Source organism: Streptomyces sp. col6 (genome assembly GCF_008042035.1).
Taxonomy (GTDB): domain Bacteria; phylum Actinomycetota; class Actinomycetes; order Streptomycetales; family Streptomycetaceae; genus Streptomyces.
In genome coordinates, this window is record NZ_RDBL01000006.1 from 1229626 (window position 1) to 1242211 (window position 12586).

The following is a 12586-nucleotide window of genomic DNA, read 5'->3' on the forward strand; positions in this document are numbered from 1 at the left end:
GCCCCTCACTCCCGTACGCGCAGCAGGAGCACCGAACGCTCCGGCACCGTCAGCCGCTCGCCGCCCCGGTGGACCGTGCCCGGGGCCTCGGCCTGGTCGTCGCGCGAGGTGTCCAGGAGCAGTTCGTACGCCTGCGCCCAGGGCGGGCCCGGCAGTACGAAGTCCGCAGGGAGGTGGCCCGCGTGCAGGACGGCCAGGAAGCTGTCGTCGGTCACCTGCGCACCGCGCGCGTCCCGCCCCGGGATGTCCCGGCCGGAGAGGTAGAGCCCGACCGTCGCGGCCGGCGCGTACCAGTCGGACTCGGTCATCTCCGTACCCTCACCGGTGAACCACGCCAGGTCCCGCAGCCCGTCCGGGGCCTGCGGCCGGCCGGAGAAGAACGCCCGGCGGCGCAGCACCGGATGGCGGTGGCGCAGCGCGAGCACCCGGGCGGTCAGCGCGGTCAGCTCCCGCCACTCGGGCTGTTCGAGGAGGGACCAGTCCACCCAGCCGGTCTCGTTGTCCTGGCAGTAGGCGTTGTTGTTGCCGCCCTGGGTGCGGCCCATCTCGTCACCGGCCACCAGCATCGGCACCCCGGTCGACAGGAGCAGCGTGGTGAGCAGGTTGCGCAGTTGCCTGCGGCGCAGCGCGTTGACGTCCGCGTCGTCCGTCTCGCCCTCGGCGCCGCAGTTCCACGCCCGGTTGTCGGAGGTGCCGTCCCGGTTGTCCTCGCCGTTGGCCTCGTTGTGCTTGTCCTGGTAGCTCACCAGGTCGCGCAGGGTGAACCCGTCGTGCGCCGTGACGAAGTTGACCGAGGCGTACGGACGGCGCCCGCCCCACGCGTACAGGTCGCTGGAGCCCGTCAGCCGGTAGCCGAGATCCCGTACGTCGGGCAGCGCGCCGCGCCAGAAGTCCCGTACGGCGTCCCGGTAGTGGTCGTTCCACTCGGTCCACAGCGGCGGGAAGGCGCCCACCTGGTAGCCGCCGTTGCCGACGTCCCAGGGCTCGGCGATGAGCTTGACCCGGCGCAGCACCGGGTCCTGGGCGATCACCGCCAGGAACGGGGAGAGCATGTCCACGTCGTGCATGGAGCGGGCGAGCGCCGCCGCGAGGTCGAAGCGGAAGCCGTCGACGCCCATCTCGGTCACCCAGTACCGCAGCGAGTCCGTGATGAGCCGCAGCACGTTCGGCTGGACGACGTGCAGGGTGTTGCCGCAGCCCGTGTAGTCCGCGTACCGGCGGGCGTCGGCCTGGAGGCGGTAGTAGCCGCGGTTGTCGATGCCGCGCAGCGAGAGCATCGGGCCCAGCTCGCCCGCCTCCGCGGTGTGGTTGTAGACGACGTCGAGGATCACCTCGATGCCCGCGTCGTGCAGGGCGCGGACCATCCGCTTGAACTCGCCGACCTGCTCGCCCGCCGTACCGCTCGCCGAGTAGCCCGCGTGCGGGGCGAAGTAGCCGATCGAGTTGTAGCCCCAGTAGTTGCGCAGCCCGCGCCGCAGCAGATGGTCCTCGTGGGCGAACTGGTGCACCGGCAGCAGCTCCACGGCCGTCACCCCGAGGTGCTTGAGATGGCCGATCGCCGCCGGATGGGCGAGCCCGGCGTAGGTGCCGCGCAGCTCCTGCGGGATGCCCGGGTGTTGCCGGGTGAAGCCCCGCACGTGCAGCTCGTAGATGACCGAGTCCGCCCACGGCGTCTTGGGCCTGCGGTCGTCGGCCCAGTCGTCGTCGTCATGGACGACGACCCCCTTCGGGACGTACGGCGCGGAGTCGCGCTCGTCGCGGACGGTGTCGGCGACCTGTTGCTCGGGCCAGTCCCTCACATGGCCGTACACCTCCGCCGGAAGGGTGAATTCCCCGTCCACGGCACGGGCGTACGGATCGAGCAGCAGCTTCGCCGCGTTCCACCGGGCGCCCGTCCACGGGTCCCACCGGCCGTGCACCCGGTAGCCGTAGCGCCGGCCGGGCCGCACCCCGGGCACGAACCCGTGCCAGATCTCGTGGGTCAGCTCGGTCAGCGGCAGCCGGATCTCCGTGCCGTCCTCGTCGAAGAGGCACAGCTCGACGGCCTCCGCCCCGCCCGCCCACAGCGCGAAATTGGTGCCCGCCACCCCGTCGGGGCCGGTCCTGAAGCGGGCGCCGAGCGGCATCGGAGCCCCCGGCCACACCACCGGGTGCCGCTGCTCGACGTGGACCGCGGCGACCCGTTCCGGAGCGGCCCCGGCCGTCCCCGTATCCGTCCTCGGTACTGCCTGCTGCTCGGCTGCGCTCGACACCTGCTCGCCTCCCGCGGCTCGTGGGACCGGCACCGAAAGGGGGGCGCGCGGCGTCCCGGCCGCGGCTCCCCGAGTGTGGTCGTCCCCTGTGTTCTGCCCACCGGGCGGCCCCCACTCACGTTTCCCCCGACCGGCCCCCGTCGTTGGGGGGACGTGAATCACGTAGCGAAGAAGGCAGGGGCGAGCCCGGTGACCGCGCCGGGGCTGCTCGCCGTACTGGTCCTCCTGGCCGTTCTCACCGGCTGCTCGGGTGCCGGCTCGTTCATCGGCGGGAAGGCGGGGCCGCCGCAGGAGGCGATCCGGGTCACCCCCGCGGACCGGGCCGAGGACGTCCGGGCGGACAGCCGGGTGGCGGTCGAGGTCCCCGAGGGCCGGCTGGAGAGCGTCCGGGTGCGGCGGATCGAGGACGCCCAGGACGAGGAGGTACCGGGAGAGATCGCCGAGGACGGCCACTCCTGGGCGCCGAGGAAGGGCGCGCGGCTCGGGCTGGCCGCCAAGTACAGCGTGGACGTGGTCGCGGAGAACGGCGGCGGCCACCGCGCGGCGCGCCACACCACCTTCACCACCGCCGTACCCAAGGACCGCTTCATCGGGTACTTCAAGCCGGAGAACCGCTCGACGGTCGGCACCGGCATGATCGTCTCCTTCGAGTTCAGCCGCCCGGTCACCCGGCGCGCGGCGGTGGAGCGTGCCATCCGCGTGACCGCCGATCCGCCGGTGGCCGTGGCCGGGCACTGGTTCGGCACGAGCCGGCTGGACTTCCGCCCGGCGGTCTACTGGCGGTCCGGCACCGAGGTCACCGTGGACATCGGGCTGCGCGACGTGGAGGGCGCCCCGGGGGTGTACGGCAGCCAGCGCAAGACGGTGCGGTTCACGGTGGGCCGGGAGCAGATCTCCCGGGTCGACTCGGAGGCGCACACCATGGAGGTGCGCCGGGACGGGCAGCTCGTCTCCACGGTGCCGATCACCGCGGGCTCCCCGACGACCACCACGTACAACGGCAAGATGGTGGTCAGCGAGATGCACGAGGTGACGCGGATGGACGGGCGGACCGTCGGCTTCGGCGGCGAGTACGACATCAAGGACGTGCCGCACGCCATCCGGCTGACGAAGTCCGGCACCTTCCTCCACGGCAACTACTGGTCCGACGAAGAGGTCTTCGGCTCCACCAACGTCAGCCACGGCTGCATCGGGCTGCGCGACGTCCAGGGCGGCAGCGGCTCCACCCCGGCCGGCTGGTTCTTCGACCGCACCCTGATCGGGGATGTCGTCGAGGTCGTCAACTCCCCTGACAAGACGGTCGCACCGGACAACGGACTCGGCGGCTGGAACCTCGGCTGGGACCGGTGGCGGGCCGGATCCGCCCTTCGGTAGGGCGTCGGCCGGACACCTCCGGGCCGGGCGGCGTCAACCCCGGTGCCACTTGGGACGGAACGGTGACATTCCTGCGAGGATCTGCCCGCAGTCGGTGTGATTATCTCTTTGCTGAGCGCGCATTGTGCAGCGCGCGGGGGAGGGAACCCATGGGTTCCCGGGGCCTTGGGCGGGACCAGGCCGTGTGAGGGGAGACGACCACATTGAACGGGCAGCCGATATCGGGGACATCGGCCGGGGGCGGCAGGCGGCGCGTGCGGAGGGCGACCGGTCTGCTGGCCCTGGCGGTCGGCGCGCTGCTGCTGCTGGTGACGGCGTGCGGCGGGGGAGACGAGGGCGGCGCGGGCAAGGACGCCAAGGCCGGCGGGGTCAAGGACCAGGACACCAGCGCCTCGCAGGCCGTGGTGACCGTCGCGCCCAAGGACGGGACCGATGACGTCGCCACGAGCGGGGCGCTGAAGATCACGGCCGCCCAGGGGAAGCTGACGGTCGTCAAGGTCTCGGACCCCAAGGGCGCCGAGGTCGAGGGGAAGATCGCGTCGGACGGCGCGAGCTGGGTGCCCGACCAGCACCTGGCCTCCGCGACCAAGTACAAGGTCCACGCGGTGGCCAAGGACGCGAAGGGGCTCGAGTCCGCGAAGGACACCACCTTCACCACGCTCGTCCCGAAGAACACCTTCATCGGCCAGTACACCCCGGAGGACGGTTCGACCGTCGGCGTCGGCATGCCGGTCTCCATCCACTTCACCCGGGGCATCACCGACCCGGCGGCCGTCGAGAAGGCCATCAAGGTGACCGCCGAGCCGGCCGTCCCCGTCGAGGGCCACTGGTTCGGCAACGACCGCCTGGACTTCCGCCCCGAGGAGTACTGGGCCGCCGGCACCAAGGTGACCGTCAAGCTCAACCTCGACGGCGTGGAGGGGCGGCCCGGCGTCTACGGCAAGCAGGCCAAGACCGTCTCGTTCACCATCGGCCGCAGCCAGGTCAGCACCGTCGACGCGGACTCGCACAGGATGAAGGTCGTCCGCGACGGCAAGCAGATCAAGGACATCCCGATCTCGGCGGGCGCCCCGGCCACCACCACGTACAACGGCCAGATGGTCATCAGCGAGAAGCTGCGGGTGACCCGGATGAACGGCGACACCGTCGGCTTCGGCGGTGAGTACGACATCAAGGACGTGCCGCACGCGATGCGTCTGTCCACCTCGGGCACCTTCATCCACGGCAACTACTGGGGCGGCTCCGGGGTCTTCGGCCACGCCAACACCAGCCACGGCTGCGTCGGCCTCCAGGACCAGCGCGGCGGTGGCGACTCGTCCACGCCGGCCGCCTGGTTCTTCAACAGCTCGCTCATCGGCGACGTCGTGGTCGTGAAGAACTCCCACGACAAGACGATCAGCCCGGACAACGGCCTCAACGGCTGGAACATGAGCTGGTCGGAGTGGACCAAGTAGGTCCTCCCCTCGCACACCCCGGCGGGCCCGGCACCGAGATCCACGGTGCCGGGCCCGCCCGCGTCCGCCGTGACCAACGGCACCGGCCCCGGCCCCTGCGGGCCCGCGTTAGCGCCGGTTAACCTGCCCCCATGACCGTAACCCTCGAAGTGACCGACGGCGTCGGCACCATCCTTCTGGATCGCCCGCCGATGAACGCCCTTGACGTCGCGACCCAGGACCGGCTGCGAGAACTCGCGGAGGAGGCGTCCCGGCGTGACGACGTCAGGGCCGTGGTGCTCTACGGCGGCGAGAAGGTGTTCGCGGCGGGCGCGGACATCAAGGAGATGCAGGCGATGGACCACGCCGCGATGGTGCTGCGATCCAAGGCCCTCCAGGACTCCTTCACCGCGGTCGCCCGTATCCCCAAGCCCGTCGTCGCGGCCGTCACCGGCTACGCGCTGGGCGGCGGCTGCGAGCTGGCCCTCTGCGCGGACTTCCGGATCGCCGGTGACAACGCCAGGCTGGGCCAGCCCGAGATCCTGCTCGGCCTCATCCCGGGCGCGGGCGGCACCCAGCGGCTCGCCCGGCTGGTAGGCCCCGCCAAGGCCAAGGACCTCATCTTCACCGGCCGCCACGTCAAGGCCGAAGAGGCCCTGACCATGGGCCTGGTGGACCGCGTGGTGCCCGCCGCCGAGGTGTACGAGCAGGCGCACGCCTGGGCGGCCAGGCTGGCGAAGGGCCCGGCGCTGGCCCTGCGCGCCGCCAAGGAGGCCGTCGACGCCGGACTGGAGACGGACATCGACACGGGCCTCACGATCGAGCGAACCTGGTTCGCCGGTCTGTTCGCCACGGAGGACCGGGAGCGCGGAATGCGCAGTTTCGTGGAGGAGGGGCCGGGCAAGGCGAAGTTCCTCTGACCGAACGCCGTTTGAGAACTAAAACCGACGCGTTCATCCGTGCGGGCGGATTAGCGGAGCCTTAAGAAAACCTTGCGAGGCGCCGCGCGCGGTGCGGCGACGAACCCTGCCGAAGGCGTCGTCGCCGCAGGTCAGAAGGGGTATTCCGGCACGCTTCCTGCCCCTGGCATATGCCTACTCCCCCTCGGGGGGCACCTGATTACCGGTCGGGGATTCCCCCGGAACGGCCCCCAAGGGCCCGCCGTGCGGCCATGATGGTGGGCATGGCGGGCCTGGAGGGTGTGGAGCAGCCGCGACCGCGCAGCAGCGCGGCAGCGGCACGGAATTTACCGGCCGTCGCGGACGAACAGGCGTTCAAGGCGCTGGAGTTGTTCGGAAACCCGACGGAGGAGGAAGTCCGGCTGCCCTCCCGCCCGGAGTCCGCGGCCACCGCGCGCCGGCTCACCTCGTGCGTCGTCCTCCACCAGTGGGCGCTCTCCTCGCAGGCCGCCGAACACGCCGTCCTGCTCGTCTCCGAACTCGTCGGGAACGCCGTGCGGCACACCGGCGCCCGGGTCTTCGGACTGCGCATGCTCCGCCGTCGCGGCTGGATCAGGATCGAGGTGCGCGACCCCTCGCGGGGGCTGCCGTGCCTCATGCCGGTCCGGGAGACGGACATCAGCGGGCGGGGCCTCTTCCTCGTCGACAAGCTCTCCGACCGGTGGGGCGTGGACCTCTTACCCCGCGGCAAGACCACCTGGTTCGAGATGCGCATCTCCGACCGCTGACCTCCCTGGGCCCCGGGCATGCAGAAGCCCCCGTGTCGGCCGTGGTGCGGCGCCTCGGGGGCTTCTGTGGGGGACCGTGAAATGGGGGGTGTGTTCACGGCCGCTCGTGACGACCTGGCCCGGGTCAATGGGGGTCGTTCCCTCGACTATGGCAGACGGACGACTCCCCGGCCAAAGCCGCAAACAACTCTTCCTGTCCCATTTCCGGACATTTCAGCGAAGAAACGCAGGTGTGCTGGGTCACTTGCCTGTAAATCCATGAATATCCATGGGTATCCACGCATGATCCATTGATCGTCCACGATGTGGACGGCCCGCGCACTGACGGTCCGTCGGGGGAGTCGGTGGAGTCGGCCGGGATTTTCCGGTCATATCGCCCTACTGTGCAGCCATGAACGCCTCCCACGCACCGGTGCACCGCCGCCACGCCCTGCGGGCGGGAGCCGCGGCCGCCGTCGCCCTCACCGCCGGCTGCGGGGAGCACGACGCCGGTACGTCCGCCGGGGCCGTCACCCACGCGGCACCCAGGAAGCCCGCCGCCACCGCCGCCGGGGCCCACGCCCCCGCACCCGCCCCGCGCCGCTTCCCCGGGCAGCCGGTCCAGATCACCCACGGCCCMCGCGACCGCGCCCGCGTCGCCCTCACCTTCCACGGCCAGGGCGACCCCGCCGTCGCCAGGACTGTGCTCGGCGAGGCCGAACGCGCCGGGGCCCGGGTCACCGTCCTCGCCGTCGGCAGCTGGCTCGACGAACACCCCGAGATGGCCCGCCGCATCCTCGACGGCGGGCACGACCTCGGCAACCACACCCAGCACCACATCGACATCTCCGCGCTCGACGAGACCCGGGCGTACGCGGAGATCACCGGCTGCGCCCAGCGGCTGCGCCGGCTCACCGGCTCCATCGGCACCTGGTTCCGCCCCTCCCGCGCCCAGTCCGCCACCCCGCTCGTCCAGCGGCTCGCCGCACGGGCGGGCTACCCGCACGTCCTCTCGTACGACGTGGACTCCCTCGACTTCACCTCGCCCGGCGCCGCGGCCGTCACCCGCAAGGTGGCCGGGGAGATCCGCAACGGATCGGTGGTGAGCCTGCACTTCGGCTACGCGGACACGGTCGCCGCGCTGCCCCTCCTCCTCACCGAAATCGACCGCCGCGGACTGCGCGCGGTGACGACCACGGAGCTGCTGACGTGATGCCTCCCACCCTGCGCACGACCACCTCGTGCACCGCCGCCCTCCTCGGCGGCGTCCTGCTCGCCGCGCTCTCCGGCTGCGGCACCCCCGCGGAGAAGACGGCGGACGCCCCCGCCTCCGCGACCCCGAGCGTCCGGGCCCGGCAGGTCACCCCGCCCGAGCCCCCGGGCCTGGCCGGGATGCCGCCGGTGCTCGACCCGCGGAACGTGTACGCGGCCGACGCGCCCGGCAGGCTCTCCCCGGTCGTCAAGGACTTCCCGTCCCGCGTCTACGTGCCCAACACCAACTCCGACACCGTCTCGGTGATCGACCCCGCCACGTACAAGGTCATCGAGACCATCCCGGTCGGCCGGCAGCCGCAGCACGTCGTGCCGTCCTGGGACCTGAAGACGCTCTGGGTCAACAACGACCTCGGCGACAGCCTCACCCCGATCGACCCGGCGACGGGGAAGCCGGGGAAGACGGTCGCGGTCTCCGACCCGTACAACCTGTACTTCACGCCCAACGGGAAGTACGCCATCGTGATGGCCTCCATGGACCGCGAACTGGTCTTCCGGGACGCGCACACCATGAAGACCGCCAAGGCGGTGCCGGTCAGCTGCGCGGGCGTCAACCACGCGGACTTCTCCGCCGACGGCCGGTACTTCATCGTCTCCTGCGAGTTCTCCGGCGAACTCCTCAAGGTCGACACCGAGAAGATGAAGGTCGTCGCCCAGCAGAAGCTGCCCTTCGACGGCGCCATGCCGCAGGACGTGAAGCTCTCCCCGGACGGCGGCACGTTCTACATCGCGGACATGAAGGCCGACGGGATGTGGGTGCTGGACGGCAAGAAGTTCACCACCCCGAAGCTGCTGCCGACCGGCAAGGGCTGCCACGGCCTCTACGTCAGCCGCGACGCCAAGGAGATGTACATCTCCAACCGGGGCGAGGGCTCGGTCTCCGTCTTCGACTTCGCGCACAAGAAACTGGCGAAGAAGTGGCACCTGCCGGGCGGCGGCAGCCCGGACATGGGCGGGGTCTCCGCCGACGGCAAGGTCCTCTGGCTGGCAGGGCGTTACGACGCCGAGGTGTACGCCATCGACACCACCACCGGCAAGCAGCTCGCCCGTATCCCCGTGGGCAGCGGACCGCACGGTCTCGCCGTCTACCCCCAGCCCGGCCGCTACTCGCTCGGTCACACCGGCGTCTTCCGCTGACCACCGGTCCGCACGCCGACCGGCCGCCTCGGAGATCATCCGGGGCGCCGGTTAATCTGACCCTCGTCAGACAGTCATACGAAGGGGCAGACAGTGGCGGACATCGAGTCGGCGCGCAAGGCGTTCGAGCGGTACGACCTGAACGGCGACGGGCTGATCTCGGCCGCCGAGTACAAGAGCGTCATGGCCCAGCTGGGTGACCCCTACGTCACCGAGCCGGTCGCGCAGGCCGTGATCAACTCCCACGACGCCAACGGCGACGGGCTCCTCACGTTCGACGAGTTCTGGGCCGCGCAGAATTAGGGCTGTCGTTCGGGTCAGGCCGGATCAGGGAGCGGGCTCCGGTGCCGTGCATCGCAAGGCGGAGGATTGAGGCAACGCGGAGCGTTGTTGATTGACGACAACGCCGCGAGGTGCGGTGCCGGAGCCCGCGAGCCCGGCCTGGCCCGAACGACAGCCCTTGAGCCTGATCCCGGACGGGCGCCGGGCGCAGGCCCCGGCGCCTCTCCTACCGGTACGGGGGCCAGCCGCGCAGTTCGTCGTCGCGCGGGCCCCGTACCACCCCGGGTGCGCCCGGCCCGAAGCGCATCACCGGGCGCGAGGCGTCCCAGCCCGGCCAGCCCGGGTCGCCGAACGTGGCGAACCGCACCCAGGCGGCGTGCATCGAGTCGGCCAGCCCCTGCGGGGCGTCGTACCCGGCGAGCGCGACCGCGTCCGGGCCGCGCAGGGTGTCGAAGACGAAGCCGATCTCCAGCCCGTGGCAGGCGCCGAGCCCCTCGACGGGGGACGGCCAGCCGAACTCGTACAGATGCGTCGTCCCCGGGGCGCGGGCGTCGGCCAGCCGGTTCAGCGGCACCCGCAGCAGCACATCGGTGGCGAGCGCGCCCAGCAGTTCGCCGGGCGTGGCCCCGGGCCGGTTGGCGCGGTACGTACGGGCGGTGGCGCGCGGGACCCGGAACTTCAGGAGCGCGAGGCGCAACTTCGCCCGGGAGAGCCGTTCGGTCAGGCCGCTCGGTACGAACCACAGCCGGTACTCCTCGGTGTTGGAGCCCATCAGCAGCCCGACCCCGGACGCGGCCCCGTCGAGCAGGGCCTCCAGGGGATCGCGGGGCAGCAGGTCCCCGTCCACCACGAGCTGGAAGGAATGGCCGCCGGTCAGCGGGGAGCCGCCGGCCGTCACCTCGCTCTGCGCGGCCAGCAGCGCGGCCGGGTCCACCCCGGCCAGCTCCCTGGCCGTCGCCGTGACCCCGAGCCGCTTGGCGACGAGTGCGGTGGTCCGCCGGCCCTCGGCCACGGGCAGCGCGGCCGGCACCCCGCTCTGCAGCACCGCCCGCCGGAACAGCCCCCGGGCCCGGGGCGCGGCCAGCAGCGCCCCGACACCGATGGCGCCCGCCGACTCCCCGCACACGGTGACCCGGTCCGGGTCGCCGCCGAACGCCGCGATGTTGTCCCGCACCCAGGTCAGGGCGGCCAGCTGGTCGAGCAGGCCCCGGTTGGCCGGTGCGTCGGGCAGGACGCCGAACCCCTCCATGCCCAGCCGGTAGTTGAGCGACACGAGTACCACTCCGTCGCGAGCGAACGCCGTCCCGTCGTACAGCGGCAGGGCGGACGAGCCGTGCAGCAGGGAGCCGCCGTGGATCCAGACCAGGACGGGCAGGCCGGTTCCTGCGGGCGCCGGTGTCCACACGTTCAGGTTGAGACAGTCCTCGCCCGGCACCGAGGGGTCGGCCAGCAGCCGGTCGAGCGGCGGGGCGTAGGGCCGCTTGGGCGCGGTGGGCCCGAACGCGGTCGCCGCCCGCACCCCCGTCCAGGGCTCCGGCGGCGCGGGCGGGCCGAAGCGCCGGTCACCCACCGGGGCGGCCGCGTACGGGATGCCCCGGAACACGGTCACCCCGCCCTCGTGCGTGCCGCGGACGGTGCCGTGGACCGTCTCGGCGCGCGGGGCGGGCGGCGGGGGTGGCGCTGTCATGGCATTCCGGCCCTTCCGCGTGCGTCGGGCGTGTGCTCCAGCAGATCACGGACCCGGACGGGCGGCCAGGCGGGGGACGCGGGCGTGGGCGGCTTCCGGCACCCACGTGTTCCGGCCGCCGACGGGCCTCGGGGGCCCGTCGGGGCGCCCCGACGGGCCTCGGGGGCCCGTCGGGGCGGGCGGGGCGAGAAATGTCCGGAAATCGCTGACGTGGGCCCGCGCCCCTGTCCGGCCGCCGCCCCGCCTTCCCCGCCGGCGCCCGGTCAGGCGGCGAAGTTGCGGGACATCGTGTCGTCCTCGTCGATCTCCGTCAGCTCGGGGCGGGTGTAGCGCTCGGCCCGTGCGTGGTAGTCGAAGTCGCCGCGTACGAGCCCTCGGTAGTCGCGGACGCAGCGCTCCAGCGCGGTGCGCTCCGGGCCCTCGATTCCCGCCGCCTCGATCTCCTCGACGAGTTCCTTCTCGGCCCGCTGTACGCGGTCGGCGATGCGGCCCAGCAGAATTCCCGCCTCGTCCACCGCCTCCTGGAGCGTGCCGCCCCGGTCGCGCTGGATCAGCCGGACGGTGTTGTGCTCATAACCGAGCACGGCCTCCTTCTCGAACGAGCAGATGTCGTTGCAGAGCCCGGAATGGTCGGCGACCGCATTGCGCAGCGCGATGTACGCGGGAAGGCTGCGGGCGGATTCCGGCAGGTCGATTCCGGCGGTGATCTCATGCAGGTCGAGGAACGGCTGCATCGCCACGGAGTCGCGGCGGTGTTTCACGAAGTCGGCGGTGGTCGGCACATGGCCGGCGGCCCGGTCCACGGCCTCCGCGTAGTACGTCCACAGCCAGGCCGCGGTGTCCCGGCGGAACTGCCGTACCCAGTGCGCCGGACGGTCCACGCAGGTCCGGGCGAGCAGCTCGTCCAGCGCGTGCTCCATGCGGCCGACGGGGGCCTGGGCGCCGTCGAGCACGTCCACCAGGCGGCCGATCGCCCTCGCGCACAGCCGCGGGTCGCGCCCGGCCGGGCCGTCGTCGAACTCGTCGTCGACGAGAAAGGCCCAGAACAGCCACTGGCAGAACAGGTCCAGGTGTTTCTGCGAGGCCTCGGGGAATATCAGCGAGATCCAGAGTTCCGGGCGGGTCCTGGTCATTTTCTTGACGGCCACGGGTGACAGGACGAGATCACTGGCCTCCGCCCATTCCCAGGCGGCTCTCTTGGTCTGCTCAACTCCCGGATGACATCCCGCACTTTCGAACGGCATGTGGAATTCAGGAAGCGCGATCTTGCTCATGGTGCACCTCGTCGAGACGATAAGAACAGGGCAGGGGGATGCGCGAGACCGGTTCGCGCAGGCGGGAATTTCCGTGGCGAGCGGCGGACGTGCGGCCGGTCCACCGGGAACGGCCGCACGCTCCGGCTTAGCAGGCGCGCGGCGGTGTCGCGAGCCGGCCACGCCGGGGACCGCCGCGGCAGCGGACGGGGATCCGTGCGGTGGACGGT

The 12586-nt window shown here is 71.9% G+C and carries 10 protein-coding genes; 7 read left to right on the top strand and 3 right to left on the bottom strand.

Annotated features, from left to right (window positions below):
- Window positions 1-5: 5 nt before the first annotated feature.
- Entirely contained in the window at window positions 6-2252 is a 2247-nt protein-coding gene (gene glgX, locus EAO73_RS09685) for a glycogen debranching protein GlgX (protein ID WP_191133977.1), read from the bottom strand.
- 153 nt (window positions 2253-2405) lie between these two features.
- On the opposite strand from glgX, the gene EAO73_RS09690 reads away from it, so the two are divergent.
- The 7 genes from EAO73_RS09690 to EAO73_RS09720 all read left to right on the top strand — a co-directional run bounded on the left by EAO73_RS09690 (window position 2406) and on the right by EAO73_RS09720 (window position 9437).
- Window positions 2406-3626 (top strand): L,D-transpeptidase, encoded by a 1221-nt coding sequence (locus EAO73_RS09690; protein ID WP_147970970.1) that lies wholly within the window; start codon window positions 2406-2408, stop codon window positions 3624-3626.
- Window positions 3627-3829: 203 nt separating this feature from the next.
- Window positions 3830-5080 carry a L,D-transpeptidase gene (locus EAO73_RS09695; protein WP_191133978.1) on the top strand — a complete coding sequence of 417 codons (1251 nt, stop codon included), beginning with the start codon at window positions 3830-3832 and terminating at the stop codon, window positions 5078-5080.
- A 131-nt stretch (window positions 5081-5211) separates the two neighbouring features.
- The gene (locus tag EAO73_RS09700) at window positions 5212-5979 is read left to right on the top strand and encodes an enoyl-CoA hydratase/isomerase family protein (protein WP_147970972.1); all 768 of its coding nucleotides are present in this window, start codon (window positions 5212-5214) and stop codon (window positions 5977-5979) included.
- Between the two features lie 251 nt (window positions 5980-6230).
- On the top strand, window positions 6231-6746 hold the full coding sequence (locus tag EAO73_RS09705) for an ATP-binding protein (RefSeq protein WP_147970973.1): 516 nt from the start codon (window positions 6231-6233) through the stop codon (window positions 6744-6746).
- 391 nt (window positions 6747-7137) lie between these two features.
- A complete protein-coding gene (locus EAO73_RS09710; protein ID WP_147970974.1) occupies window positions 7138-7938 on the top strand; it encodes a polysaccharide deacetylase family protein in 801 nt (266 codons plus the stop codon).
- Window positions 7938-9134, top strand: coding sequence for a YncE family protein (locus EAO73_RS09715; protein WP_147971489.1), 1197 nt, complete (start codon window positions 7938-7940; stop codon window positions 9132-9134). The genes EAO73_RS09710 and EAO73_RS09715 overlap by 1 nt, the downstream gene beginning before the upstream one ends.
- Before the next feature lie 93 nt (window positions 9135-9227).
- Window positions 9228-9437 (top strand): EF-hand domain-containing protein, encoded by a 210-nt coding sequence (locus EAO73_RS09720; RefSeq protein ID WP_147970975.1) that lies wholly within the window; start codon window positions 9228-9230, stop codon window positions 9435-9437.
- 205 nt (window positions 9438-9642) lie between these two features.
- On the opposite strand, the gene EAO73_RS09725 is transcribed toward EAO73_RS09720, so the two are convergent.
- Window positions 9643-11103: a carboxylesterase/lipase family protein gene (locus tag EAO73_RS09725; RefSeq protein WP_147970976.1), complete on the bottom strand. Its 1461-nt coding sequence runs from the start codon at window positions 11101-11103 to the stop codon at window positions 9643-9645.
- Between the two features lie 263 nt (window positions 11104-11366).
- Window positions 11367-12251: a terpene synthase family protein gene (locus EAO73_RS09730; protein WP_412074572.1), complete on the bottom strand. Its 885-nt coding sequence runs from the start codon at window positions 12249-12251 to the stop codon at window positions 11367-11369.
- Window positions 12252-12586 lie beyond the last annotated feature (335 nt).

Coding starts and splice junctions, on each gene's coding strand:
- EAO73_RS09700 (WP_147970972.1), top strand. CDS start 5,212: ATGACCGTAACCCTCGAAGTGACCGACGGCGTCGGCACCATCCTTCTG.
- EAO73_RS09705 (WP_147970973.1), top strand. CDS start 6,231: ATGATGGTGGGCATGGCGGGCCTGGAGGGTGTGGAGCAGCCGCGACCG.
- EAO73_RS09715 (WP_147971489.1), top strand. CDS start 7,938: ATGCCTCCCACCCTGCGCACGACCACCTCGTGCACCGCCGCCCTCCTC.
- EAO73_RS09725 (WP_147970976.1), bottom strand. CDS start 11,103: ATGACAGCGCCACCCCCGCCGCCCGCCCCGCGCGCCGAGACGGTCCAC.